The 23,791-nt window shown below is 65.2% G+C and carries 25 protein-coding genes; 12 read left to right on the top strand and 13 right to left on the bottom strand.

All coding sequences use genetic code 11. The features are described 5' to 3' along the window. Positions 1-315 precede the first annotated feature (315 nt). Entirely contained in the window at positions 316-582 is a 267-nt protein-coding gene (locus G5C33_RS00295; protein ID WP_165325383.1) for a hypothetical protein, read from the bottom strand. A 56-nt stretch (positions 583-638) separates the two neighbouring features. Here G5C33_RS00295 and G5C33_RS00290 point away from each other — a divergent pair, with 56 nt between their 5' ends. Further along, the gene (locus G5C33_RS00290; RefSeq protein WP_165328618.1) at positions 639-851 is read left to right on the top strand and encodes a helix-turn-helix transcriptional regulator; all 213 of its coding nucleotides are present in this window, start codon (positions 639-641) and stop codon (positions 849-851) included. Beyond that, a complete protein-coding gene (locus G5C33_RS00285; RefSeq protein WP_165325382.1) occupies positions 841-1,503 on the top strand; it encodes a hypothetical protein in 663 nt (220 codons plus the stop codon). Before G5C33_RS00290 ends, G5C33_RS00285 begins: the two co-directional genes overlap by 11 nt. Positions 1,504-1,519: 16 nt before the next feature. Here the strand turns inward: G5C33_RS00285 and G5C33_RS00280 are convergent, their stop codons facing one another. Further along, on the bottom strand, positions 1,520-2,299 hold the full coding sequence (locus G5C33_RS00280) for a Coq4 family protein (RefSeq protein WP_165325381.1): 780 nt from the start codon (positions 2,297-2,299) through the stop codon (positions 1,520-1,522). Positions 2,300-2,415: 116 nt separating this feature from the next. Between G5C33_RS00280 and G5C33_RS00275 the strand changes: the two genes are divergently transcribed. Continuing rightward, positions 2,416-3,246 (top strand): hypothetical protein, encoded by an 831-nt coding sequence (locus G5C33_RS00275; protein WP_165325380.1) that lies wholly within the window; start codon positions 2,416-2,418, stop codon positions 3,244-3,246. A 48-nt stretch (positions 3,247-3,294) separates the two neighbouring features. Here G5C33_RS00275 and dnaN read toward each other — a convergent pair whose 3' ends face one another. Both dnaN and G5C33_RS00265 read right to left on the bottom strand, forming a co-directional pair. Continuing rightward, on the bottom strand, positions 3,295-4,407 hold the full coding sequence (gene dnaN / locus G5C33_RS00270; protein ID WP_165325379.1) for a DNA polymerase III subunit beta: 1,113 nt from the start codon (positions 4,405-4,407) through the stop codon (positions 3,295-3,297). A gap of 155 nt (positions 4,408-4,562) precedes the next feature. Further along, positions 4,563-5,225: an outer membrane protein gene (locus G5C33_RS00265; RefSeq protein ID WP_165325378.1), complete on the bottom strand. Its 663-nt coding sequence runs from the start codon at positions 5,223-5,225 to the stop codon at positions 4,563-4,565. Positions 5,226-5,470: 245 nt separating this feature from the next. Here G5C33_RS00265 and G5C33_RS00260 point away from each other — a divergent pair, with 245 nt between their 5' ends. Beyond that, positions 5,471-6,124, top strand: coding sequence for a histidine phosphatase family protein (locus G5C33_RS00260; protein WP_165325377.1), 654 nt, complete (start codon positions 5,471-5,473; stop codon positions 6,122-6,124). Beyond that, positions 6,124-6,603, top strand: coding sequence for a hypothetical protein (locus tag G5C33_RS00255; RefSeq protein ID WP_165328617.1), 480 nt, complete (start codon positions 6,124-6,126; stop codon positions 6,601-6,603). The genes G5C33_RS00260 and G5C33_RS00255 overlap by 1 nt, the downstream gene beginning before the upstream one ends. Before the next feature lie 10 nt (positions 6,604-6,613). On the opposite strand, the gene G5C33_RS00250 is transcribed toward G5C33_RS00255, so the two are convergent. Further along, positions 6,614-7,564: a LysR family transcriptional regulator gene (locus G5C33_RS00250; RefSeq protein WP_228275139.1), complete on the bottom strand. Its 951-nt coding sequence runs from the start codon at positions 7,562-7,564 to the stop codon at positions 6,614-6,616. A gap of 124 nt (positions 7,565-7,688) precedes the next feature. Here G5C33_RS00250 and rlmN point away from each other — a divergent pair, with 124 nt between their 5' ends. Then, a complete protein-coding gene (rlmN, locus tag G5C33_RS00245; RefSeq protein ID WP_407698086.1) occupies positions 7,689-8,873 on the top strand; it encodes a 23S rRNA (adenine(2503)-C(2))-methyltransferase RlmN in 1,185 nt (394 codons plus the stop codon). After that, positions 8,870-9,706 carry an oxygenase MpaB family protein gene (locus G5C33_RS00240; protein WP_165325376.1) on the top strand — a complete coding sequence of 279 codons (837 nt, stop codon included), beginning with the start codon at positions 8,870-8,872 and terminating at the stop codon, positions 9,704-9,706. The genes rlmN and G5C33_RS00240 overlap by 4 nt, the downstream gene beginning before the upstream one ends. Here the strand turns inward: G5C33_RS00240 and G5C33_RS00235 are convergent. Genes G5C33_RS00235 through G5C33_RS00225 form a run of 3 tightly spaced genes read right to left on the bottom strand, consistent with a single transcriptional unit; the run spans position 9,703 to position 14,053 of the window. Then, a complete protein-coding gene (locus G5C33_RS00235) occupies positions 9,703-11,208 on the bottom strand; it encodes a PepSY-associated TM helix domain-containing protein (protein WP_165325375.1) in 1,506 nt (501 codons plus the stop codon). The two genes, G5C33_RS00240 and G5C33_RS00235, sit on opposite strands and share 4 nt — an antisense overlap. Next, on the bottom strand, positions 11,205-11,771 hold the full coding sequence (locus G5C33_RS00230) for a hypothetical protein (protein WP_165325374.1): 567 nt from the start codon (positions 11,769-11,771) through the stop codon (positions 11,205-11,207). The genes G5C33_RS00235 and G5C33_RS00230 overlap by 4 nt, the downstream gene beginning before the upstream one ends. Next, positions 11,771-14,053 carry a TonB-dependent receptor gene (locus G5C33_RS00225; protein ID WP_206518601.1) on the bottom strand — a complete coding sequence of 761 codons (2,283 nt, stop codon included), beginning with the start codon at positions 14,051-14,053 and terminating at the stop codon, positions 11,771-11,773. The genes G5C33_RS00230 and G5C33_RS00225 overlap by 1 nt, the downstream gene beginning before the upstream one ends. Before the next feature lie 175 nt (positions 14,054-14,228). Here G5C33_RS00225 and G5C33_RS00220 point away from each other — a divergent pair, with 175 nt between their 5' ends. The 3 genes from G5C33_RS00220 to G5C33_RS00210 all read left to right on the top strand — a co-directional run bounded on the left by G5C33_RS00220 (position 14,229) and on the right by G5C33_RS00210 (position 17,091). Further along, positions 14,229-14,990 (top strand): cytochrome b/b6 domain-containing protein, encoded by a 762-nt coding sequence (locus G5C33_RS00220; protein ID WP_165325373.1) that lies wholly within the window; start codon positions 14,229-14,231, stop codon positions 14,988-14,990. Then, a complete protein-coding gene (locus tag G5C33_RS00215; protein WP_165325372.1) occupies positions 14,987-15,748 on the top strand; it encodes a molybdopterin-dependent oxidoreductase in 762 nt (253 codons plus the stop codon). Before G5C33_RS00220 ends, G5C33_RS00215 begins: the two co-directional genes overlap by 4 nt. A 71-nt stretch (positions 15,749-15,819) precedes the next feature. Beyond that, positions 15,820-17,091, top strand: coding sequence for an SAM-dependent methyltransferase (locus G5C33_RS00210; protein ID WP_165325371.1), 1,272 nt, complete (start codon positions 15,820-15,822; stop codon positions 17,089-17,091). A gap of 15 nt (positions 17,092-17,106) precedes the next feature. Here the strand turns inward: G5C33_RS00210 and lepB are convergent, their stop codons facing one another. Genes lepB through G5C33_RS00195 form a run of 3 tightly spaced genes read right to left on the bottom strand, consistent with a single transcriptional unit; the run spans position 17,107 to position 18,916 of the window. Further along, positions 17,107-17,943, bottom strand: a complete 837-nt coding sequence (gene lepB / locus G5C33_RS00205; protein ID WP_165325370.1) for a signal peptidase I — start codon at positions 17,941-17,943, stop codon at positions 17,107-17,109. Then, entirely contained in the window at positions 17,940-18,296 is a 357-nt protein-coding gene (locus G5C33_RS00200) for a GntR family transcriptional regulator (protein WP_165325369.1), read from the bottom strand. Before G5C33_RS00200 ends, lepB begins: the two co-directional genes overlap by 4 nt. Before the next feature lie 26 nt (positions 18,297-18,322). After that, the gene (locus tag G5C33_RS00195) at positions 18,323-18,916 is read right to left on the bottom strand and encodes a nitroreductase family protein (RefSeq protein ID WP_165325368.1); all 594 of its coding nucleotides are present in this window, start codon (positions 18,914-18,916) and stop codon (positions 18,323-18,325) included. Between the two features lie 140 nt (positions 18,917-19,056). Between G5C33_RS00195 and G5C33_RS00190 the strand changes: the two genes are divergently transcribed. Further along, entirely contained in the window at positions 19,057-20,718 is a 1,662-nt protein-coding gene (locus G5C33_RS00190) for a peptide MFS transporter (RefSeq protein WP_165325367.1), read from the top strand. Between the two features lie 17 nt (positions 20,719-20,735). After that, a complete protein-coding gene (locus G5C33_RS00185; protein WP_165325366.1) occupies positions 20,736-21,431 on the top strand; it encodes an NnrU family protein in 696 nt (231 codons plus the stop codon). On the opposite strand, the gene G5C33_RS00180 is transcribed toward G5C33_RS00185, so the two are convergent. Beyond that, positions 21,428-22,957: an ABC transporter permease/substrate-binding protein gene (locus G5C33_RS00180; protein WP_165325365.1), complete on the bottom strand. Its 1,530-nt coding sequence runs from the start codon at positions 22,955-22,957 to the stop codon at positions 21,428-21,430. The two genes, G5C33_RS00185 and G5C33_RS00180, sit on opposite strands and share 4 nt — an antisense overlap. Then, the gene (locus G5C33_RS00175) at positions 22,954-23,745 is read right to left on the bottom strand and encodes an ATP-binding cassette domain-containing protein (RefSeq protein ID WP_165325364.1); all 792 of its coding nucleotides are present in this window, start codon (positions 23,743-23,745) and stop codon (positions 22,954-22,956) included. The genes G5C33_RS00180 and G5C33_RS00175 overlap by 4 nt, the downstream gene beginning before the upstream one ends. Positions 23,746-23,791 lie beyond the last annotated feature (46 nt).

Below are 23,791 nucleotides of genomic sequence, written 5' to 3'. Positions count from 1 at the left end.
ATATTGCTGAGCAAAACCTCACAAACTTGCTAAATGTCCTAATCGGGGGAGAGCACAGAGCAATTATCGCAACTGCGCATATGGGTAACAGAACTAAAACGGATGCCCTGAAGACACTTGCGCTAGAATACCTAAGCGGAGACGAGCAAAAAAGCGTTACACACTCTGTTAAAGTGTTTGAGCGCTTACTCGGAAGACGGAATCACTACGTTCACTCTTTCTCGGGCCTTAGCAGTGATATAACCGGCAGCAACCGAGCTGCAAAGTTGAGAGGGTATCAGGCAAAGGGCGGAAGACTAGGCCAAAAAATACAAACTATCTCTGCTGAATCCCTTGCTGACGAAGCCAAGCTTCTGCACGCTGCAAATCGGTATTTTGCGCTCGTGCATAACCATTTTCGGTATCCCGAAAACCCAGAGTACCAAGACCTGCCAGAAGAATTCCCTCTACCAGATACGCTGAGCTTACCTCTTCATTTTGTCCTAGCCAGTCCAACCCAGCCTCAATCATCTCCTCGGTGATTTCGATCTCTAGCGCCGGCCTGTCGGTCGCGGGCTTAACGTTCTCTGATTGCTTTGTCATGTATACAATGTCCAGAGCTCTTGTCATAAGGTCAAGACCTCTGGATAGGGATGCGTGTGAAGAACCGGCTCAAACTGCTGCGTGCCGAACATGGGTTCAGCCAGGGGGCGCTCGCGGCGAAGCTGGGCGTTTCGCGCCAGACGATCAATGCGGTCGAGACCGACAAATATGACCCGAGCCTGCCGCTGGCATTGCGGATGGCCAAGATTTTCGGAGTAGCTGTCGATGCAATCTTCCTCGATGACTGGGAACCCGCCGATGCCGAATGACTCGCGCAAACGCGGCTATATCAGGCTGGCGACGCGATTCGTGATCGGCATGGTCGGAGGATTCGGCCTGGGCTACGGCGCTGCCCGGCTCGGCTGGATCAGCCTGATGAAAGAGCAGGACTGGGCGCTCGACGAAGTGGTGTCGATGGGGCTTGCCCTCGGGTTGCTGCTGATGGGCCTGTTCGCGCTATACGCGACATCGAGCACCGAGCGCTACGCCCGGCTGATGCCCAATCGCGCGGAGCCGGACGAACCGGTCGAGCCCGCCGATCTGAAAGGCGGCACGGCGCAGGCGATCGTGCTGATCCTGGCGGGCATCATGCTGCCGGTGCCGGTGATCCTGGCGCATATGGATGTCGCCGTCGAACTGCGCTGGGCGGCCGCGGCGGCGATCGGCGTGCTGCTGGTGGTCGAAAGCTGGTTCAACTGGAAAGTGTGGCGCGAGGCCGACGAATTGTCGCGCGCAGTGATCGCCGGCGCGGGCGCCGCGTCCTTCTGGGCGATGCAGCTGCTGCTGTTTGTCTGGGCGATGCTCGCCAAGCTGGCGCTGGTGCCGGATCTGACCAGCTGGGGGGCGATCACGCTGCTGCTGTTTGTCTATCTGGTTGCTTCGGGGATCGTCGGGGTGCGGCGCGGGCTTTCGGCGGGATAAGCGCGCGGGGCGGGGATCAGAGCGCCGAAATCCCCGCTTCCGCCAGCCGTGCCTGCGCCGCGCGATAGCGGGCCGGCTCGGCGATGTTGAGGCGTTCGCGCGCGGCATCGAGCGGTTCGGCGAGCAGCGCCTCATAATCCTCGGCATGCAGCCAGCTTGCGGCCTTGCCGTGGCGATAGCCTTCGCCGATCGCGCGCGCCGCCGCGAGGCTCCGGGTGGTGCGGATGCTCTTGAGCCCGCCGCCAAGCGCGATGAAACCCCAGCCGAGCCCGCGCGTCTGCGCATAGCTGAACGCGACGAGGCACAATTCGCCGAGATGTTCGTCGGCCTTGTAGCCGGTCAGCACGTGCCAGATATCGTGAATGTCGCGTTCGCGGCGGCCCATCCAGGCATAGGGATGTTCGACATCGCCGTTCTGGAACGCGCTTTCGGCCTGGCTGATTTCGGCAAGGCCCGAGGCCGAATAGCCGGTGCTGTCCAGAAATTCGCGATAGGCCGCGCCGACCGATCCTTCGGGCAGGCTCTCGATCCAGTCGCGATCGCACAGGCGCTGCGACAGTTCGAGCCGGCGATAGGCGAGCCGTCCGCCCTGCGCGGAGGAGAGCAGGCGGCGATAGCTGCGCTGCGACACGTCCGCATTGAGCGCGCGCATGATGCGAAAGACCTGCGCGGTATCATTGCCGTCGGCAAGCAGGCGGCGCAGCGCGGCGAAGGCCGTGCGCCAGTCGCGTTTCAGCGCGACGCCGGGATTGGGCGCCGGCGGTGCGGGCGGAGTCGGGATCGCGACGTGTTTCATCAGGGTCTGCCAGACCCCTTATAGTATCGAAGCGGCAAAATTACGACGGCTGCGCGGTTTCGGCTTGCAAGGCGAACTCGGGAGTGCATCAATTGCAATCTGTTAGGGGGCAGGTGATGCGGATATTTGCAGTTGTTCTGGGGCTGGTCGCGCTGTGCGGCTGTGGCATTGATCGCGACGGCGCGGTTTCCGCGACCATCGCCCATTATGATCGCGGCGGACAGAAGGACGGGCTGGTCGTCTATCTTGCCACCAAAGGAGACGCGGCGAAGCTGGAACAGGGCAAGCGCGCGCTGCTGCAACGCGGCGGCGTCGATTTTCTGATCCTTCCCGACACGCATCGCGAAGGCAACAAGATGGTCAGCGAAAGCGCCGCCGTGGGGCGCGACGACTTCCTGACGGTGCGGCACGAACGGATGGCGGCGCGTGCGCGGGCCTTTGCCGAAATGATGATGCGATACGACATGAAACCCTCCGACCTCGATCCGCTGCCCGAGATCACTGTGCTCGAACAGGGGGAGGAGACTGTCGCCGGCCATGCGGGCACGCTCTACTGGATCGGGCCGAGCGACGGCGCCGATATCGGCTTTGTCGAAATCGTCCTGTCGCGCGATGCGGCGCTGGCGCCGGTCGGGCGGATGTTCGCGAAGATGATCGCGCCGACCGACGCGGTGCCGCAGGACGAGGCCGGGCGCGAGGATCCGATGGCGGCGGCAGTGTCGCGGCTGAGCGCCGAAGGGACGGTGTTGCGCTATGCCCGTGCGGAGCGGGGCCGCACCGTCGCGGAAGACCTGTATCGTCTGACGCTGGTCGAAAAGAGCTGGACCGATCCGGCGCGGTTCAACCTGCCGGTGCGCAGCTTCGACCTTGAGGGGCTGCGCAGCAACCAGGGCACGGGAACCCTGTTCCAGGGAAGCGACGGGTTCGAACGCGGCGACGCGATCTGAAGTCATCCGGGGCGGGCACGCGCAAGCCGCGCCTCCCCGCCCGCGCGATCACACGCGCATGGGCATCAGCACATAGAGCGCGGGCGACTTGTCGGTTTCGCGGATCAGCGTCGGCGCGGACGCGTCGGCGAGATGCACTTCCACCATATCGCCTTCGATCTGGCCGAGAATGTCCATCAGATATTTGCTGTTGAATCCGATCTCGAACCCGGGCGCGGCATATTCGCCGGGGACTTCCTCGGCCGCCGCGCCGTTTTCGGGGCTGGTGACCGACAGCACCACCTTGTCGCGTTCGAGCGCCATCTTCACCGCGCGGGTCTTTTCGGTGGCGATGGTCGACACGCGGTCGACGCCCTGCATCAGGCTCCTGGGATCGAGCTTGAGCAGCTTGTCGTTCCCGGTCGGGATGACGCGGGTGTAATCGGGGAAGGTTCCGTCGATCAGCTTCGAGGTGAGGATCGCCTGGCCGAGATCGAAGCGGATCTTGCTTGCCGAGAGCGACACGCCGACCGACCCGTCGACTTCGTCGAGCAGCTTGCGCAGTTCGCCGACGCATTTGCGCGGCACGATCACGTCGGGCATCGATTCGGCGCCGTCGGGACGCGGCACGGTGACGCGCGCCAGGCGGTGGCCGTCCGTCGCGGCGGCGCGCAGCATCGGCGTCGATTCGTCGGCGACGTGCAGGAAGATGCCGTTGAGATAATAGCGCGTCTCTTCGGTCGAGATCGCGAAGCGCGTCTTGTCGATGATCTGCTTGAGCGTTTCGGCGGGAAGCTCGAACGTCGTTGGCAGCTCGCCTTCGGCGATCACCGGGAAATCGTCGCGCGGCAGCGTCGCCAGCGTGAACTTGGCGCGGCCCGCGGTCACCTGGATGCGGCCTTCGCTCGCGGAAAGCTCTACCTGCGCGCCTTCGGGCAGCTTGCGGACGATGTCGAACAGCGTGTGCGCCGACACGGTGGTCGCGCCGGGCTGATCGACCGCCGCCGAAATCGTTTCGTCGATCTGCAGGTCGAGATCGGTCGCCATAAGGCGAATCACGCCCGAACCCTGCGCCTCGATCAGAACGTTGGAAAGGATCGGTATCGTGTTGCGCCGTTCCACCACCGACTGGACGTGGGAAAGCCCCTTCAGCAGCGTTGCGCGTTCGATCGTCGCCTTCATTCGTATAACCCCCGGGCCGCGCCCCAAATTCAATTCACCGGCTGTTCGTCGCTGCCAGCCTTAACGCACGCCGTTCATCTTCTCTAACGCGAAAAAGGGCCGGAGCAAGCGGCTCCGGCCCTTCGTGCACAGCAATTTGGTGCAAATCGCCTCGATCAGAAGCGGAAACCGACGCCGGCCATCACCTGATGACGGTCGGTATCGACTTCGAACGTGTCGGTCGTGGTGCCGTCATCGAAGGTGAAGTCGGCATCGCTGTAGTTGCTGTAGCGATATTCGAGCTTCACATAGCTGTTGGTGCCGATTGCCTGTTCGACGCCCGCGCCGACGCGCCAGCCGTCGAGATCGAAGTGATCGTCAAGCTCGGTCGTGCCGTCGGTGGCGAGCACATTGAGACGGCCGTTGGTGTAGCCGCCCTTTGCGTAGACCAGCGTGCGCGGCGTGACGAGCGTGCCGACGCGCGCGCCGACATAGATGTCGCGGCCGGTGCCGACTTCGCCATAGCCGTAATAGTTGGGGTCGGCGGAATTGGCTTCGACCTTGCCGGTTGAATCGGTGAGTTCGGCCTCGACGCCGACCACCGCGCCGCCGAGATTCATGTCATAGCCGACATCGAATCCGTAAACGAAACCGTCGACCGTCTGGTCGTCGCCATCGACATCCGAATCCTCGGTGCTGCCGGGACGGATGCCGTCGTAACCGCCGATAATGGTACCGCGCAGACCGGTGAAGGTCGGGTCCGTGGTCTGGGCCGCAGCCGGCGTGGCAAGAGCCGTGGTCGCGGCAAGCGCGGCAGTGGCGATCATGAGCGTACGCATTGGATACTCCTTGAAGCGTTACTGTACTGACCCGCATCAACTCGCGGGTGGACTGGCTAAGCGTTTGTGGCGCCGCAGCGTTTCATGAACGCCAGATAAACAACGAAAAGCGTTGCAAATCTGCCACATGTCCGGCTGCGTCTCCGGGTGTGGTGGTGGGATAATACACATTGACGGCGCATGAATGAAAAGCGGCGGAAAAAAGAAGATTGCGTTCCTTCCGTGGCACAGGCGAAAGAGAAGCCATGACGGCTCGCACGCAGCGCAGGGGACGCGACTTCATCGCGCGCCACGGGGAAACCGTGTTCAACGCCGCGCGGCGGATGCAGGGGGATATCGCGCACACCCCGTTGACCCGCGCGGGCTTTGCCCAGGCCGATGCGATGGGCAAAGCGCTGCGCGATTTGCTCGGCTCCCGGCCGAAGCTGACTCAATGGTCCTCTTCGGCGGGGCGCGCGCTGCAGACGCTGGCGGTGATCGCCGAACATATTGAACTCGACTGGCACGATGCGCGGCACGACGACCGGCTTGTCGAAATCGGGCTCGGCGACTGGACGGGACGCTATTATGCCGATCTGGCGGCCGAGGGAGCCGAAATTCTCGATACCGAACATCGCCTGTATCGGCAAAGGCCGCCGCGCGGGGAATGGTATGACGATATCGCCGCGCGTGTTTCGGGCTGGCTCGACGATACCGATGACGATCCGGGTGACCGGCTGGTGCTGATGCACGGCATGTCGAGCCGGGTGCTGCGCGGCGTGATGACCGGGGTCGACATGCTGCCGCAATTTGACGCCCCGATCGCGCCCGATCTGCCGCAGGGATCGCTGGTGATGATCGAACGCGGCGTTGAAACCGTGGTCCATCGCGCCGATGCCGGGCAGGCGGCGCCGGCATGATGCTGCGGCTTGCAGTTCTCGCGCTGGTCGCGGCGCATACCGGCCAGTCGGCCGCACCGCGCGAATCGCTCGGCGTGTTCGAAAGCTGGGGCGCGTTTCGCGACGCTTCGCCCAGGCGCTGCTACGCCATCGCTGAGCCGGTCCGCAGCCGCCGCGGCGATCCGCGGCCCTTTGCCAGTATCGCCGACTGGCCGGGCGAGCATATTCGCGGCCAGCTCCATATTCGCCTCAGCCGAGAGAAACATCCCAAGGCGGCAGTGACGCTGGCGATCGGCGAGCGCCGGTTCGAGCTGATCGCGGGCGAGCGCGACGCATGGGCGCCCGATACCGCTACCGACGCCGCGATCGTTTCGGCGATCCGCGGGGGGCGCAGCATGAGCGTCGAGACGACCGCGCGAAACGGCCGCGCATTCGCCGATGTCTATGCGCTGGGCGGGGCCGCGACAGCGATCGACGCGGCGGCGCTCGGCTGTCGCTGAATCCGGCGGCTCAGTCGGCGCCAGGCCAGCTTCTCGGCGCGAGCCGTTGCAGCGGCTTTCCCAGATAGTCCGACAATCCGTCGGCCAGCGCGTCATGCACCGCGCGAACGCGGGCGAGCGGCCGCAGATCCTCATGATAGGCCAGCCAGACATCGTGCTGGAAGGCGACTGCATCCGCGAGCAGCCGGATCAGGTTCGGATCGCGCCGGGCGAGCGGCAGCGGGCACAGGCCGATGCCCAGTCCCGCGCGGATCGCGCCAAGCTGCGCCGAACGGCTGTCGCAAAGCAGGCGCTGATGTTCGCGCGGCAGCGGGGGGGCGTCGTCCGAATCGCCGGGCCGGGCATCGGGCAGCGTGCCGATCACGACATGGCCGTCGAGCGCGGCGAGCGATTTGGGGCGGCTGCGTGCTTCCAGATAGCTGGCATGGGCGAACAGGCCGAACGCCAGCGATCCGATCCGCCGCGTGACCAGCATCGGTTGTTCGGGCTTGTCGAGCCATATGGCAATATCGGTTTCGCGCTGTACCGCGCCGCCGTCGGGACCGGACGACAGGATCGCGACGCGCAGCCGCTCATGCGCGCGCAGCAGCGGCGCGAGAAGCGCGGGCAACACGTCGCTTGCCATCACCGTATCGGCGGCGATCCGAACCGTGCCGGAAATTTCGCCGGGCGGCACCGATGCCGCGCGCAGGAAGGATTCGGCGGAACGTTCCATCGCCTCGGCATGGTCGCGAAGCGCCAGTGCGGTTTCAGTGGGCTCCAGCCCGGAGGGGGAGCGCGCGAACAACACCGCCCCGGTCCGCGCTTCGATTTCCTCGATCCGCCGCCGCACCGTGGGCTGTGCCAGCCCCAATGCGCGCGCCGCCGCCGAAAGGCTGCCTTCGCGAAGCACCGCCAGAAAGGCGCGCTGGCGCTCCCAATCCTCGGGCAGATCGGCCTGCTGCATAAAATTGTTATACACCGATAGGCAACATATGACAATTTTATTTGAGGGCGCGTTTTCGGCCGGGGCGAGCGGCGGGGATGTGGAAACGCGGGGCATTTTCCCCTATATCGCGCCGATGCAGCAGACCGAGCAGCTTTCCATGCCCATGCCCGGGCATATCGATCCCGTGCCCGTGCCGCGCGACACCGCGCCGCGCGCGGATGGGCGCGTCGACCTGATCGGCTTGCCGCGCGAGGAGATTCGCGCCGCGCTCGAGGCCGCCGGGATGACGCCGAAGCAGGCGAAGCTGCGCGCCAAGCAGCTGTGGCACTGGATGTATAATCGCGGCGCGACCGACTTCACTGCGATGACCGATATCGCCAAGGCGCAGCATCCCTGGCTCGCTGAGCGCTTCGTCGTTGGCCGTCCCGACGTGGTCGAGGCGCAGGTTTCGACGGACGGGACGCGCAAATGGCTGCTGCGCTCGCCCGACGGGCAGGACTATGAAATGGTGTTCATCCCCGACGCCGATCGGGGGACCTTGTGCGTTTCGAGCCAGGTGGGCTGCACGCTCAATTGCCGCTTCTGCCATACCGGCACGATGCGCCTCGTCCGCAATCTCACCGCCGGGGAAATCGTCGGGCAGGTAATGCTCGCGCGCGATTCGCTGGGCGAATGGCCGAGCCAGCCCGAGGGGCGGATGCTCACCAACATCGTGATGATGGGGATGGGCGAGCCGCTGTATAATTTCGACAATGTCCGCGATGCGCTGAAGCTCGTCATGGACGGCGACGGACTCGCGCTTTCCAAGCGGCGGATCACCCTCTCCACCTCGGGCGTGGTGCCGCAGATGGAGCGGTGCGGGCAGGAAATCGGCGTCAATCTCGCCGTCTCGCTCCATGCCGTGACCAAGGAAGTGCGCGACGAGATCGTGCCGATCAACCGGAAATACGGGATCGAGCAGGTGCTGCAGGCCTGCGCCGATTATCCCGGCGCGAACAATGCGCGGCGCATCACCTTCGAGTACGTCATGCTCAAGGACAAGAATGACAGCGACGCCGATGCGCGCGAGCTCGTCCGGCTGCTGCGCAAGTACAAGCTGCCTGCCAAGGTAAACCTCATCCCGTTCAATCCCTGGCCCGGTGCGCCGTACGAATGTTCGGATCCCGATCGTATCCGGTCGTTCAGCAACATCGTCTTCGAAGCGGGGATTTCGGCGCCGGTGCGCACGCCGCGCGGACGCGACATCGATGCCGCCTGCGGGCAGCTCAAGACCGCGGCGGAGAAGAAGAGCCGCGCCGAACTCGACCGGATGGCCGAGGAAAAGCTGGCGGCGCTGGGATGAGCGCGGCCGACGCATTGCGCCGGGCGATGATCGGCGAAGTGCGTTCGTTTTTTCACGATACCGCCCGGGGCGATGCCCCCGTCATCCGATCTGACGACGCGCTGCTGCCGCGCGATTGCGTGGCGTGGCGCGTGCATGGCGATGTGATGGGGATGATGATCGGCGGCGTTTCGGCGCTGCTGCTCCAGATGCTCCATCCCGCCGCGCTGGCCGGCGTGTGGGACTTTTCCAATTTCCGCGAGGACATGCACGGGCGGTTGCGGCGCACCGCGCGGTTCATCGCGCTCACCACCTATGCGCAGCGCGACGATGCCGAGGCGGCGATCGCGCGCGTGAAGGCGATCCACGCGCAGGTTCAGGGGACGCTGCCCGACGGCACCCCCTATCGCGCCGATGATCCGCATCTGCTCGCCTGGGTTCATGCCGCCGAATCGCTGAGCTTTCTCGCGGCGTGGCGCCGCTATGGCGAGCCGGGCATGTCGCGCGCCGATCAGGACCGCTATTTCGCCGAAACCGCTTATGTCGCGCATGCGCTGGGGGCCGATCCGGTGCCGGCGACGCGGGCGGAGGCCCAGGCGCTGCTCGAACGCTATCGACCCGAATTGCGAGCCGATGCGCGCAGCGCCGAAGTCGCGAAGCTCGTGCTGCGTCAGCCGCCGCAGAAGCTGGCGCTCGCGCCCGTCCAGTCGCTGGTGATGCAGGCGGCGGTCGATCTGCTGCCGCCCTGGGCGCGCGAGATGCACGGGCTGCGTGTGCCGCGAGTCGCGCAACCGGCGTTCCGCGGCGCGGCGCGGGGCATCGCCGGCACGCTGCGCTGGGCATTTCGCGGCTAGGTCGCCGCCGGTTCCGCCCCTGCGCGCAGCGCGGGCACGAGCATCGCCAGCCCGCCCGCCACCAGCACGAGATCGACCGTCACCGCAATCGCGTCGCCGGGGATGGCGTTGATCGTCAGATGCCCGATCCCGAGCAGGATCATCGTAGCCCCGGCAGACACCCGCGCGCCGCGCGCCGTGACAGCGGGGGGCAGCACCATCGCGGCGCCGAGCACGATCAGCGACGTGACGCCCCAGACAATCAGCGGCAGCACATGCCCGCCGCTGCCGGTCAGCGTCGCCAGACCCGCCAGCGCGATGGCGAGCGGCTGGCTCCACACCCATCCGGTCCATATCTTCTCCCATCCCGGCGCCGGGCGCCCCTTTTCGCGGCGGCGCGCCAGCCAGATGGTGATGCCGGTCGCGGTCAGCACGGTCAGCGCCAGTCCGAGCAGGAAATAGGCGACCTTGACGATTCCCCCGCCGAACCAGCCGAAATGCAGCGGGCCGAGCGAATTGAGCAGCTTTTCGCCGACCGTGGTTTCGGCGTGGACATTGCGGTCGAGCACCTTGCCCCTGCCGTCGAGCACATAGCTGTCGACCGACGCGAGGCGATTGGGATAGCGCGTGTTGATCGACACGCTCTGCCCGCGTTCGAGCGGATGTTCGAGCAGCATATAGACCGGGTGTCCGTCGGGCGCCTCGCGCTCCAGCGTCGCGAAGGCGGCGACCAGTTCGGGCGGCGGCGCGGCACGCGGATCGTCGGCCGGGGTCGGGGAAAGGAACAGCGAATAGGCCTTGTTCACATCGCCCTGGAACAGTGCGAGCGCGAGAACGCCGACGATCAGCGTCGTCAGCCCGAGCAGCGCGCCGGTGAGCGAGATCAGGATGTGAAACGGCATCGCCCAGACGCCGAGGCGATTATGGACATCGGCTTCCTGCAGCCGCACCGATCCGCCGCCGCGCCGGAAATGGAACGCGTCGCGAAAGATGCGCGGATGGGCGAGAATGCCCGATATCAACAGGGAAAGCAGCGCGACGCCGCTCAGTCCCACCAGAAATTCGCCCCAGCTGCGCGGCAAATGCAGGTTGATGTGAAGATGAGTGAGGAATTCGGTGAAGGGATCCTTGCCCTCCGCCACGACATTGCCTTCGCCGTCGGCGATCCAGTTGCGATGCTCCCCGGCGATATCGGTGGTCAGGATCAGGCGCGGGATTTCGGGCGCGGGCAGCGTGACGAAGATATGTTCGGGCGCGGCTTCGCTGCGCGCGATCACCTGTTCCATCGCATTTTGCACCGCCGCGCCGTCGACCTGGTGCAGGACCGGCGCATTGGGGCTTTCCCAGCGCAGAAACTCGCGCGCGAAGACCGACAGGCTGCCCGACAGGCAGACGAGGAAGAGCAGCGCGGCGAAGACCAGGCCGAGCGCGCTGTGCCCCGCCAGAACCGCGCGGACGAAACCCGAGGGGATGCGCGGCCAGTAAGTCTTCTTTCTGCGCGGTTGCTGCGACGTGGCGGTCATGCAAACCCCTTCAGAACGGCTGCGGAGAAAGTGACAACTGACACGCCGACGAGGACGGCGGTTGCGCGCAGGATGCGATTGTCGGCCAGCGTCCAGGCGATCGCGCCGCCCCACAGCACCGGGATCATCAGGCCCGCGACCAGCAGCCGTGTCTGCGGCGCGCCGGGCACCCATACGGCATAGGCGATGCCCACGCCCATCGCCGCGATCATCCCGACCGGCCCGGCGAGCAGCCAGCGCAGCACCCCGCGCCATACCGCCGACGGACGTTCAGACGGTTCGGGTGCCAGGCTCTGCCGTCCATTGCCGCGCTTTTCGCGCACCGTAACGCCGCGCGCGACGACGATCAGTGCGCCGATCGAGATCATGGTTTCGGCGATGAAGGGCCCGCGCGCGCTGCCCAGGAACAGCGCCGGGACGATCAGCGCGACGGCGATTGCCGCCCAGCCCAATGCCACGAATCGCCGCTCGCCGCGATGGCGCCACGCGCGGCGCAGCAGCAACGCCGCGCCGGCGCCCGCCGCGATCAGCGCCAGCGCCGCCAGCGGAGTGGCGTCGGCCATCAGAAGCCGACCGTCAGGCCCGCGCCGAACACCTGTGGCTCGCCGAGAATGCCCTGGTTGAAGACGGTGTTGACGTACTGGATATATTCCTCGTCGAACAGATTGTCGGCGAAGACATAGGCGGTCCAGGCGCCCCCGTCATAGCTGATCTTGGCGTTGACCAGCGTGCGCGAATCGAGCCGGACCTGCGCCTGGTCGACGCCGGCGCTGCTGTAGAGGCCGCTGCGATAGCTGGCGTTTACATTGGCGACGATCGGGCCGAACCGGCCATTGACGCCGCCGGCCACGGTCCAGCGCGGCGCATAGGGAAATTCCGATCCGGTCAGATCGTCCTGGGTGCTGCCCTGGCTGACGCTGAATTCGTCGAATTCGCTGACGACGTGTCCGACCGATGCATACCAGTCGAAATTGCGCGACACATAATGGTTGGTCTCGACCTCGAAGCCATAGACATGCGACTTGCCGGCGTTGACGGTGTTGAAGTCATAGCTGTTGAGGCCGAAGAACACGTTGATCTGCTGATCGGTCCAGTCGACATAGAATGCATTGGCATTGAGCGTGAGCCGCCCATCGAGCCATTGCGAGCGCATCGACAGCTCGTAATTCCAAGTATATTCGGGATCGTAGGGCACTTCGAGCGAGCGCGCGGTGTTGCTGCTGGTGCCGCCCGAGCGATAGCCGCGCTGGACGACGAAGGCCGTGCTCAGATCGTCGGTCCATTCGTAGCGAAGCCCGCCCTTGGGCAGGAAGGCATCGAAGCTGCGCTCGGTTTCGGGAGTCGAATTGGCCGCCTGCGCGACAAGGCCGAGCACGCCCTGGTTGAGCCCGGCGACTGCCGGCGCCAGCGGGCCGAATGCCGCCGGATCGGGCAGCGTGCCGGCATTGGTCGCCGTCTGGTTGACTTCGATCCGCAGCCGCTCATGGTCGTAGCGGAAGCCGGCGATCAGCGAGAGCCGGTCGGTGAGCGCGACTCGCACGTCGCCGAACACTGCCATTGTCCGCACGTTGCTCGGCGAATTGCTTTCATAGTCGACGATGATGTTGGGCATCGCCGCGACATACTGACTGACGACATAGGTCGCAGTCGCGACGTCGAGCCCGCCCTGCGACACGAGCAGGTCGATCCCGGTCTGCTGGGGCACGGGCACCAGCGTGCGGCTGTCGGTGGCGATGGTCTGGTCGCGATCATAATAGAACAGGCCGAACAGGCCGGTCAGCCAGTCATTCTCATAGCCGAGACGCAGTTCCTGGGTGAGCGTGGTATAGTCGCGATCCTGCGCGCCATAGCCCATGTCGACTGCGGTGCCTTCGCCATCGTACAGCCCGTCCTCGTGCACGTCGTTCCACGAAGTGACGCTGGTGAGCGAGAGCGCGGGCGAGATATCGTAGCGCAGCTCGGCGGTAGCGATATCGACCTGCGAATCGATCTTGTTGTCGACATTGGAGAAGTTCAGCCGGTCCTCGAACGGATCGGGCGTGCCCAGATCGGAATAGACGTAGTAGTAGCCGCCTTCGCGATCGAAATGAGTGAAGCCAAGCTGCGCCTCGAACCCCGGCAGCGCCTCCGGCGTCCAGCGCAGCTTGCCGCGCAGATTGATCTGCTGGAGCTGATCCTCATAGGCGTCGCGCGTCGGATTGTAGATGAACCCGCGCTCGTCGCGATAATCCGCCGATACGCGAAAGGCGAGCTGATCGGCGATCAGCGGACCGCCGCCCGCCGCCGAAAGCTGATACCGGTCGCCCTCGGCCGCGCGGACCTGCGCGCGCGCATCCCAGTCGAAGCCCGGCGTGCGGGTGCGGATCATCACCGTGCCGGCAAGGGCATTGAGCCCCTGCAGCGTCGATTGCGGGCCGCGCAGGATTTCCACCTGCTCGACATCCCAGGTGTCCGAAGGCGCGGCGTGGAGCACCGTGGTCGGCATCGGTGCGCCGTCGACATAGACGGTGGCGAGCGCGCCGTTGCCGCCGCCCGAAACGCCGCGGTTGCTCATGCCGCGAATGGTGAAGCCGTAGGAACCGTACGTCTCCGACATGTTCGCCGTGCGGTTGTAGATATCCTGCACCGAAACGATGTTCTGCTCGGCGATCTGCTCGGCGGTGGTCACCGAAACGCTGGTCGTCGTTTCCTGGATGCTGCGGTCGACCTTTTCGCCCTTCACGATGATCGCTTCGCCTTCGACTGGATCGCCTGGCGCTTCCTGCGCAAAGGCGCTGCCGCTTGCGGCGGCAAGCGCGATGACGGTGGTAGCGCTGGCGGAACGCAGCAGGCGCGAAGCAATCATTCTATCCCCCTTGGATTGGTCGCGGCGCAGTAAGAGGGGCGCTATTGCGAGTCAATGTCATTATCAGAAATTGTCAACGGCCTTCCGCGAGGCGTTTGGGCCCGGCGGGCATGGCCTCTTACCCGCGCGGTCCAAACCCGCTAGACTGGCATGCGAGCGACGAACGAGAGGCCCGATGGACGAGGAATTGCGCCAAACCGGCACGGAGTCCGCGCGTTCGCCGATATACCGCCATCGCATCGCCACGCGTTTCTGGCACTGGCTCAACGCCGTTGCCGTGATCGTCCTGATCGGCAGCGGCATGGTTATTTCCGACGCGCATCCGCATCTCTACTGGGGCAGCTACGGCGCCAATTACGATGCGCCGTGGCTCAGCCTGCCGCGCTTCGTCGATTTCGGGCCGGTCATCGGCGACTGGCAAATGACGATTCCGAGCTATTACAGCCTTGCGCTGGCGCGGCGCTGGCACTTGTTCTTCGCGCTGGTCTTCGCTTTCGGTCTGCTCGCCTTCATGATCGCGAGCCTGCGCAACCGGCATTTCCAGCGTGACCTGCGGCTGCGCCCGGCCGAATTGCACTGGCGCGCATTATGGCGCGATTTCCGCGCGCATTGCGCCTTTCGCTTCCACGATCCCGAGCATCCCGAGCGCTACAATGTCTTTCAGAAGCTGAGCTATGTCGGCGTGATCTTTGTGCTGATTCCGCTGATGATCTTCACCGGTCTGGCGCTTTCGCCCGGGATGGATGCGGCATGGCCGTGGCTGCTCGACATTTTCGGCGGGCGGCAGTCGGCACGGTCGGTGCATTTCATCTGCGCGTCGCTGCTGACGCTGTTCATCATCGTGCACCTGACGCTGGTGATCCTGGCCGGGCCGATCAACGAAGTGCGCTCGATGATCACCGGGCGCTGGCAGGTGCCCGAAGGAGAGGAAGAATGAGCCGCCTGATCACCCGTCGCGCGATGACGGCGGGGCTGGTGACCGGCGCGGGGGCGCTGCTGGCCGGGTGCGACGCGATCGGACGTAGTGAAACCGCCAGGAACCTGCTCTTCACCGGCGCGGATTTGCATCGCGGGCTGCAGCGCACGCTGCAGGGGCGCGATGCGCTCGCGCCCGAATATCGTCCTGATCAGATGAGCCCGCGTTTCCGCACCAACGGCGCGACCAATCCGGGGACGGAGGCCTATCGCGCGCATCTCGCCACCGGCTTTCGCGACTGGCGGCTGAAAGTGGACGGGCTGGTGCGTCGTCCGCTTGCGATCAGCCTGCGCCAGCTGCAGACGATGCCGCAACGCGCGCAGATCACGCGCCACGATTGCGTCGAGGGATGGAGCGCGATCGGCAAGTGGCAGGGGCCGCGGCTCGCGCATCTGCTCGATCTCGCCGGGCTGCGCGAGGAAGCGAACTATATCGTCTTCCACTGCGCCGATCGTCACGGCGCAAGCGCTTATTATGAATCGATCGACCTGGTCGATGCCTATCATCCCCAGACGATCCTCGCCTGGGCAATGAACCGTCGGCAATTGCCGGTCGGGCATGGCGCGCCGGTGCGACTGCGCGTCGAGCGTCAGCTCGGCTACAAGCATGCAAAATTCGTGATGCGGGTTGAAGCCGTTGCAAGCCTGGACGCAATCGGCGCGGGAAAGGGCGGTTTCTGGGAGGATCGCGCCGATTACGCCTGGTATGCCGGCATCTGATCGATTCGCTCGATTGTAAAAATCGGCCAATCCCTATGGCACAACTACGGATTACCCCCTAGCTTTGCGGCATGGCACTGATCGACCGCTATCTCGGGCGCACGATCAAGCACGGCGAACTGACCGTCATCCACACCGATGGCAGCCGCCGGACCTTCGGCGCACCCGACCCCGAACTCGCTCCCGCAACCATCCGCCTCGGAAAGGGGGTTGCCGGCGCGATCATTCGCGAACCTAGCCTTGGTACCGCCGAAAGCTTCATGGACGGCAAGCTGGTGATCGAGGAGGGCGACATTCTCGGCGTCCTGTCGATCATCGCGCGCAATACCCGCTGGGAGGAAGGCGCGCCGGTTCTCGAACCCGGGCCGCTGCGCCGGGTCGCGAACGGGCTGGCCTTCCGGCTCGGCCGCGTTAACCAGGCGCGCCGGTCGAAGCGCAACGTCGCGCATCACTACGATTTGTCCGATCGCCTCTACGACCTCTTCCTCGATGCCGATCGCCAATATAGCTGCGCCTACTTTACCGATCCCGGCAACAGTCTCGAACAGGCGCAGCGCGACAAGAAAGCGCATATCGCCGCCAAGCTCGCGCTCGAGCCGGGGATGCGCGTGCTCGACATCGGCTGCGGCTGGGGCGGCATGGCGCTGTATCTGCACGAAAAGACGGGCGCCGACGTGACCGGTGTCACCTTGTCGGAGGAACAGCTGAAGGTCGCGCGGCGCCGCGCCGCCGAAGCGGGCGTTTCCGATCATGTCCGGTTCGAGCTGGTCGATTATCGCGACCTGCAGGGCCAGTATGACCGGATCGTTTCGGTCGGCATGTTCGAACATGTCGGCACGCCGCAATATCGCACCTTCTTCGCCAAATGCCGCGAGCTGCTGACGCCCGAGGGCGTGATGCTGATCCACACGATCGGCCGGGCGGGGCGTCCCGGCGTCACCGACGCCTTCACATCCAAATATATCTTTCCCGGCGGCTATATCCCCGCGCTGTCCGAAATCGCCGAGGGCTATGAGGGGATGCGGATGTTCCTGACCGATCTGGAAGTGCTGCGGCTGCACTATGCGCACACGCTCAAACACTGGTATGACCGGGCAGTGGCGGCGAAGGACGCGATCGTCGATCTTTATGACGAGCGCTTCTACCGTATGTGGATCTTCTATCTCGCCGGCTCCCATATCAGCTTCGCCGAAGGCGGGATGGTGAACTACCAGCTCCAGTTCGCGCGTTCGCGCCGGGCCTTGCCGATCACGCGCGACTATATGGCCGAGGCCGAGCGGACACTGCATGCCGGGAACGATGTCGCCGCGGCCCCCACGCCCTCGCAGCGCCGGACCGCGTGACGGTTCGCAGGTGGGTCAGCGTACCGGGCGCAGGCTCTCGGCCGCGCGATCGCCGCGCATCGCTGTGAACCAGCTCACCGGGTTGATCCAGCGGCCGCTGCCGTCGACCGAATAGGTGATGAATTCGGCGCGACCGCCGATCGTTTCGAACGGCACTGGCCCGCCCAGCCCGCCGCGGGATAGCGCAAAGCGGCTGTCGGCCGACTGGTCGCGATTGTCGCCCATCAGGAAGAGGTGGTTTTCCGGCACTGCGATCGGGCCGAAACGGTCGCCTTCATATCCGCGTCCCAGGTCGATCGTGTCGTAGCGCGCGCCGTTGGGCAGCGTTTCGCGATAGACCGGGACGCCGCAATATTCGCGCGCGTCCGCTCCCCGAAAGCGAAAGCGGGCGAGGTCCGGCGCGTCGCAGGGAACATTGGGGTCGATTGCGATACGGGCGGGGCCGCGCGCTTCGCGCGGAACCGGCGTGCCGTTCAGGACGACAATGCCGTCGCGCACGGCGATGGTGTCGCCGGGCAGGCCGATAACGCGCTTGATCAGGTCCGCGCCATCGCTGCGCCGCGCGACGATCACGATGTCGCCGCGCTCGGGAAGCTTGCCCATCAGCCGGCCGGGCACCGGCCCGGTGACGCGGATTACCGGCGATACCCACGACCAGCCATAGGGATATTTCGACGCGATCAGCCGGTCGCCCTTTTCAAGCGCAGGCATCATCGAAGCGGAAGGAATGTAGAAAGGGCGTGCGGCGACGCTCTGTATCGTCAGAATGCCGGCAAGCAGCAGGCCCCAGCCCCATATCGGCCGCAGGAAGGCGCGCCGGTCCGGCGGGGCCGATGCCCCGTCATGGCTCATGCCAGTTCGTTGTCGAGCAATTCGCGCGCGTCGAGCCCGAGCAGCGCGATATGATCGCGCACCTTGGGCCACATGCCGTTGAGGAAGCGCTCGCGTTCGGCGACGCGCAGCCGTTCTACCGCGCCGGGCAGCACGAACATGCCGACCCCGCGCCGCACCTCGACATAGCCGTCGTCCTGAAAGCTCTGATAGGCCTTGGCCACGGTGAGCGGATTGGCGCCGTGCTCGGCGGCCAGCGCGCGTACCGAAGGAAGCTGGTCACCGGCAGAATATTGCCCGCGCAGGATCGCAGCTGCAATAATCGCTCGCAGCTTCAAATATACAGGCGAATCATCATGCTCTAGGGCTGTCATGCTGGTTTAATACACCAAATGGCGGGTTAGTCCACCCCCGTACAACGCCATAGCGTGACGGTTCGATCCGTCAGCCCGCGCGGCCGCTCCTGCAGGTCGCGTGCCGGGGTGCCGATGAAGACGAAGCCCGCGATTCGTTCGGGCGCCTGCCCGAACAGGTCGCGCACGCGATCCGAATAGGCCGCCCAGCCGGTCAGCCAGCCGCCGGCAAACCCCATTGCGTGCGCCGCATGGAGCAGGTTCATGCAGGCCGCGCCCGTCGACAGCTCCTGTTCCCACACCGGAATCTTGTGATCGGGCGTGGGTGAGGAGAGCACAACGACCAGCGCCGGGGCCTGGGTGGCGAATTCGCGCGCGGCTTCGTCATGGCGTTCGGTGCAATCGGAATTGTCGGCGCGTTGCGCCGCGACCAGCGCCTCGGCCAGCGCCGCGCGCATATCGCCGGGCACGATCACGAAGCGCCACGGCGCGAGCTTGCCGTGATCGGGCGAGCGCGTGGCGAGCGCGGCCATTTCGCGCAGTTGCTGCTCGTCCGGTCCCGGCGCGACCAGGTCGCGCGGCTTGCCCGAACGGCGCGTGCGCAGCAGCGAAAGCGGAGTGGAAGCGTCGTTGAAATGCATAGCTTTGCCCTAACAGCGGGTTAGCCAGCCAACAACCGGGCTTCACAGCGCGAATTTGGCCGTTAGGCTGCGCGCCAATTTCCGGGCGAGGGCCCGGCATACACATTTTCCGCGCCCATCGGGCGAAAAGGGGTCAGTTTATGGGGTTTAAGGATATTGCGCTCTGGGCCGAGGGCGACTGGATCGCGGCGATAGCCGCCACCATCCTGGGTCTTTTCCTGCTGCTCGGCGCTTTCGCGATCACTCGGCCGCAAGAGGAAGTCGGCGGCCACCCCAAGGGCCTCTATATCCTGTTCTTCGCCGAAATGTGGGAGCGCTTTTCCTATTACGGCATGCGCGCGCTGCTGATTTTCTATCTGACGCAGCACTGGCTGTTCAACGACAGCAGCTCCAATCTGATCTACGGCACCTATGTCAGCCTGGTCTATATCACTCCGGTGCTCGGCGGCTATCTGGCCGACCGTTATCTGGGCCAGCGCAAGGCAGTGCTGTTCGGCGCCGTGCTGATCACCATCGGCCACTTTCTGATGACCATCGAAGGCGATGGCGGCCAGGCCGACGACACGATCAACATCTTCTGGCTGGCGCTCAGCTTCGTCATCGTCGGCACCGGCTTCCTCAAGGCCAATATCTCGGTGATGGTCGGCCAGCTTTATCCGCGTACCGACGTGCGTCGCGACGGCGCCTACACGATCTTCTATATCGGCATTAACCTGGGTGCCGCGGCGGGCGTGATCCTCGCCGGCTATCTCGGCCAGACGGTCGGCTGGTCCTACGGCTTCGGTGCCGCGGGTATCGGCATGCTGCTCGGCCTGGTCGTCTTCGTGCTCGGCAAGCCGATGCTGCGCGGACGCGGCGAAGCGCCTTCGGCCGAAGTGCTGGCCAAGCCGATTGCCGGCATCAAGCTCGAATGGCTGCTCTACATCACGGGTATCGTCGCTGTGGCAGTGATGTGGGTGCTGTTGCAGGCGCAGTCGGTCGTCGGCTGGCTGATGCTGGTCTCGGCGGTGCTGCTGCTCGGCTATGTCCTCTACGAAGCCTTCAAGCTCGACAAGGAAGCGCGCGACCGCATCTTCGCGATCATCTTCCTCGTCGCGCTGCAGCCGGTCTTCTGGGGCCTGTTCGAACAGGCGGGCGGTTCGCTCAACCTGTTCACCGATCGTTTCGTCGATCGCCAGGGCGTGCCCGCTTCGCTGTTCCAGTCGATCAACTCGATCTTCATCATGACGATGGGGCCGGTCTTCGCCGGCCTCTGGGTATTCCTCGCCAAGCGCGGGCTCGAACCCTCGACGCCGTTCAAATTCGGCCTCGGCATCCTCCAGGTGGGGCTCGGCTTCCTGGTCTTCGTCTGGGGCGCCAATGCGGTCGGCCCGGGCGTGCTGGTGCCGGTGATCCTCGTCTTCGCCATCTATTTCCTGCACACGACCGGCGAGCTCTGCCTGTCGCCGGTGGGCCTGAGCGCGATGAACCGGCTCTCGCCGATGCACCTCGCCAGCCTGGTGATGGGCGCCTGGTTCTTCGCCACGGCGGGCGGCAATTATGTCGCCGGGATGATCGGCGCCGCGACCGGCGGCGAGGAAGGCGAGATGACCCGCGAACTGACGCTGTCGGTGTATAACTCGATCGGCTGGTTCGCGGTCGGCGTCGGCGTGCTGGTGCTGGTGGTTTCGCCGCTGGTTAAGCGCTGGATGCATCTCGATACGCTGTCGGACGACAATGTCGGCGACGACATGCTCGGCGAAGGCGAACTCGCCGAGCCGGCGGCGGCGGGCGTCAACACGTCGGGCGAAACGCGCCCGTGAGATAGGGGGAGGGGGAAATGCTGCTTCTGATCGTTGCGAGTATCGCGTTCGTGGGGCTGCATTTCCTTCTCAGCCATCCGCTGCGCGCGCCGATCGTCGCGGCGATCGGCGAGACGGCGTTTCTGGGCGTCTATTCGCTCGTCGCGCTGATCACGCTGGGCGGTATGGCGCATGCCTATGCGGCGATGCCGCCGCAGGCGCCGCTGTGGGCAGTCGGCGACTTGCTCTGGGCCATCGGTACGCTGGTGATGCTGCTGGCCTCGGTCCTGTTCGTCGGTGCGCTCCGGGGCAATCCGGCGCTGCCCGATCCCACCGGCAGGCCGAAAGCCGTGCCCAGCCCGCGCGGCGTCTTTGCCATTACGCGGCATCCGATGATGTGGGCCTTCGCGCTCTGGGCGCTGGTTCATGCCGCGGTGTTTCCGATCCCCGCCAATCTTGTGCTGACTGCAGCGATCCTGATTCTCGCGCTGGTCGGCGCGGCGTTGCAGGACGCCAAGAAACGCAAGCTCCAGCCCCAATTCTGGCCGCGCTGGCAGGCAGTGACGAGTTACTGGCCGTTCGGCGCGATCCGCGCGGGTACGGCGCAGGGCGCTGCGGCCTGGCCGGGTGCACTGGTGTGGATCGGGGCGCTGGTGCTGTGGCTGGTCGCGACCTGGGCACATTTGCCGCTCGCCGGCTGGGTGGCGGGTATCTGGCGCTGGGTGGCGATCTAGGGCGCGATTCCCAGCTTTTCCTCCAGCCAGCGGGCGGCATATTCGAACGACTTCTTGTCGTCCTCGCGATCGACCATGTAATTGGCCTCGCGCATCGCATCGACGGGGATCGCGCCAAGCAGAGGCTGCAGCGCGGCGGTGAATTTCGCGTCGTCGGCGCGGCGCGGCGCGACCAGCAATATCGCGTCATAACCCGGGATCGCGCCGCGATCGTCCTCGAGCACCTTCAGATTCTGGGCCGAAATCCGCCCGTCGGAAGAAAAGGCAGTGATCACATCGGCCTGCCCGCTCGCGATGGCGCGGTACATGAACGTGACATTGTAAGGGCGCGCGTCTCCGAACTGCAGGCCATAGGCGCGCCGAACCGCCGCCCATTCGGGACGTTCGAGAAATTCCAGGTCGGTGCCCAGCGTCATTTCCTGGGCAATCCCGCGCAAGTCGCTGATTCTGGTAATTCCGCGCCGTGCCGCATCGTCGCCGAGCATCGCGAAGGCATAGGCGTTTTCAAATCCGAGCGCGCCGAGCATCCGCACACCGTGCTGCGAGGCCACCCAGTCGCTCACGCCGTCGACGATCTCGGGGCGCGGGGGCACGTCCTCGCGATGCATATAGTTGGTCCAGACGGTGCCCGAATAATCGACATAGACATCGATATCATTGTTCTTGAGCGCCCCGAAAACGACCGCCGAACCCAGCCCTTCGCGATATTCGACGCGATAGCCGGCATCCTCGAGATGATGGCCGATCACCCGGGCAAGGATGAATTGTTCGGCAAAGCCCTTTGCACCGATCACCACGGTCTTCTGTTCGCTCGGCAGCATCGGCACGAGCGCGACCAGCACGCCCGCCAGCAGCACGCCGAGGCTGCCGAACGCCATCCAGCGCTTGCGCACGCGAATGCCGTGTTCGGCAATGCCCAGCAGCGCGTCGACACCCAGCGCGAACAAGGCCGAAGCGATGCAGCCGGCCAGCACCAGCGTCCAGTTCTGCGTCTGGAGGCCGGTGAAGATGAGGTCGCCCAGGCTCGGCTGGCCCACCGTGGTCGAAAGCGTCGCGGCGCCGATCACCCATACCGCCGAGGTGCGGATGCCCGCCATCAGCACCGGCGCGACCAGCGGCGCTTCGACCATCAGCAATCGCTGGCGCGGAGTCATGCCGACTCCGTCGGCCGCTTCGCGCACCGCCGGATCGAGATTGGCCAGGCCGGTGACGCCGTTTCGCAGGATCGGCAGGATCGCATAGAGCGACAGCGCCAGCAGCGAGGGCAGAAAACCGAGCGCCGGCAGCCCTTCGCCGACGATGCCGCGCATCCACAGAAGGATCGGATAGAAGAGCGCGAGCAGCGCCAGCGACGGGATGGTCTGGATAAGGCTGGCAAACCCCAGCGCGAATCGCGCGACGGTCGCGCTGCGCGCCGACCAGATGATCAGGATCAGACTTACGACCAGCCCGACCAGCAATGCCGCGAAAGACAGCAGCAGATGCTGCGCCAGCAGCTCCGGCACGCGGGACCAGGCGGCGCTCATTCGTGTTCGAGTTCCCTCAGCCGTTGCGTCTGCGCGCGCGGCACGGCGACCAGCGCATCGGCCTGCTCGCCGCAATCGCCGCTGACCAGTTCGCGCGGCGTCGCATCGGCGACGATTTCGCCTTCGGACATCACCAGCACGCGATCGGCAAGCAGCAATGCTTCCGCCATGTCGTGCGTCACCATGATCGTGGTGAGCCCGAGACGATCGTGAATCGCGCGGATCGCGTCGCCCAGACTGTCGCGCGTCACCGGGTCCAGCGCGCCGAAGGGTTCGTCCATCAGCAAGAGCCCCGGCCGCGTCGCCAGCGCGCGCGCCACGCCGACTCGCTGCCGCTGCCCGCCCGAAAGCTGTTCGGGCAGGCGATCGGCCATTTCCTGCGGCAATTCGACCAGGTCGAGCAGTTCGGCGACGCGCGCCTGTGTCGCTTTCGGTTCGTCGTCGCCGCGCAGCCGCAGGCCGATGGCGACATTCTCGCGCACCGTCATGTGGGGAAACAGCCCGATATTCTGAAAGACATAGCCGATGCGTCGGCGCAGCGCGTAAGGCGTTTCCTGCGAAACCGGCGCGTCACCGATCGCGACGGCGCCTTCGCTCGGGTCGATCAGCCGATTGATCATCTTGAGCAATGTCGATTTGCCCGAGCCCGAGGTGCCGACCAGCGCGACGAACGCGCCCGCTTCGATTTCCAGCGTTACGCCGGCGACCGCCACGGTCCCGTCGGGATAGCTTTTGACGATATGGTCGAAGCTGACCGACTGTCCCAGGTGGCTCGCGGAATCTGGCATCTGAGGCGATAGTGGGGGATGAAGGCGCAAAGGTCAAAAAACAGCG

Origin of the sequence: Sphingosinithalassobacter tenebrarum (assembly GCF_011057975.1) — a bacterium.
GTDB lineage: Bacteria > Pseudomonadota > Alphaproteobacteria > Sphingomonadales > Sphingomonadaceae > Sphingomonas > Sphingomonas tenebrarum.
This window is presented reverse-complemented; position numbering and strand designations above follow the sequence as displayed.

What these genes read in the sequence shown, in the direction of transcription:
- G5C33_RS00295 (WP_165325383.1), bottom strand. Translation starts at nt 582, where the DNA reads ATGACAAAGCAATCAGAGAACGTTAAGCCCGCGACCGACAGGCCGGCG.
- G5C33_RS00285 (WP_165325382.1), top strand. Translation starts at nt 841, where the DNA reads ATGCCGAATGACTCGCGCAAACGCGGCTATATCAGGCTGGCGACGCGA.
- G5C33_RS00280 (WP_165325381.1), bottom strand. Translation starts at nt 2,299, where the DNA reads ATGAAACACGTCGCGATCCCGACTCCGCCCGCACCGCCGGCGCCCAAT.
- G5C33_RS00275 (WP_165325380.1), top strand. Translation starts at nt 2,416, where the DNA reads ATGCGGATATTTGCAGTTGTTCTGGGGCTGGTCGCGCTGTGCGGCTGT.
- dnaN (WP_165325379.1), bottom strand. Translation starts at nt 4,407, where the DNA reads ATGAAGGCGACGATCGAACGCGCAACGCTGCTGAAGGGGCTTTCCCAC.
- G5C33_RS00265 (WP_165325378.1), bottom strand. Translation starts at nt 5,225, where the DNA reads ATGCGTACGCTCATGATCGCCACTGCCGCGCTTGCCGCGACCACGGCT.
- G5C33_RS00260 (WP_165325377.1), top strand. Translation starts at nt 5,471, where the DNA reads ATGACGGCTCGCACGCAGCGCAGGGGACGCGACTTCATCGCGCGCCAC.
- G5C33_RS00255 (WP_165328617.1), top strand. Translation starts at nt 6,124, where the DNA reads ATGCTGCGGCTTGCAGTTCTCGCGCTGGTCGCGGCGCATACCGGCCAG.
- rlmN (WP_407698086.1), top strand. Translation starts at nt 7,689, where the DNA reads ATGCCCATGCCCGGGCATATCGATCCCGTGCCCGTGCCGCGCGACACC.
- G5C33_RS00240 (WP_165325376.1), top strand. Translation starts at nt 8,870, where the DNA reads ATGAGCGCGGCCGACGCATTGCGCCGGGCGATGATCGGCGAAGTGCGT.
- G5C33_RS00235 (WP_165325375.1), bottom strand. Translation starts at nt 11,208, where the DNA reads ATGACCGCCACGTCGCAGCAACCGCGCAGAAAGAAGACTTACTGGCCG.
- G5C33_RS00230 (WP_165325374.1), bottom strand. Translation starts at nt 11,771, where the DNA reads ATGGCCGACGCCACTCCGCTGGCGGCGCTGGCGCTGATCGCGGCGGGC.
- G5C33_RS00225 (WP_206518601.1), bottom strand. Translation starts at nt 14,053, where the DNA reads ATGATTGCTTCGCGCCTGCTGCGTTCCGCCAGCGCTACCACCGTCATC.
- G5C33_RS00220 (WP_165325373.1), top strand. Translation starts at nt 14,229, where the DNA reads ATGGACGAGGAATTGCGCCAAACCGGCACGGAGTCCGCGCGTTCGCCG.
- G5C33_RS00215 (WP_165325372.1), top strand. Translation starts at nt 14,987, where the DNA reads ATGAGCCGCCTGATCACCCGTCGCGCGATGACGGCGGGGCTGGTGACC.
- G5C33_RS00210 (WP_165325371.1), top strand. Translation starts at nt 15,820, where the DNA reads ATGGCACTGATCGACCGCTATCTCGGGCGCACGATCAAGCACGGCGAA.
- lepB (WP_165325370.1), bottom strand. Translation starts at nt 17,943, where the DNA reads ATGAGCCATGACGGGGCATCGGCCCCGCCGGACCGGCGCGCCTTCCTG.
- G5C33_RS00200 (WP_165325369.1), bottom strand. Translation starts at nt 18,296, where the DNA reads ATGACAGCCCTAGAGCATGATGATTCGCCTGTATATTTGAAGCTGCGA.
- G5C33_RS00195 (WP_165325368.1), bottom strand. Translation starts at nt 18,916, where the DNA reads ATGCATTTCAACGACGCTTCCACTCCGCTTTCGCTGCTGCGCACGCGC.
- G5C33_RS00190 (WP_165325367.1), top strand. Translation starts at nt 19,057, where the DNA reads ATGGGGTTTAAGGATATTGCGCTCTGGGCCGAGGGCGACTGGATCGCG.
- G5C33_RS00185 (WP_165325366.1), top strand. Translation starts at nt 20,736, where the DNA reads ATGCTGCTTCTGATCGTTGCGAGTATCGCGTTCGTGGGGCTGCATTTC.
- G5C33_RS00180 (WP_165325365.1), bottom strand. Translation starts at nt 22,957, where the DNA reads ATGAGCGCCGCCTGGTCCCGCGTGCCGGAGCTGCTGGCGCAGCATCTG.
- G5C33_RS00175 (WP_165325364.1), bottom strand. Translation starts at nt 23,745, where the DNA reads ATGCCAGATTCCGCGAGCCACCTGGGACAGTCGGTCAGCTTCGACCAT.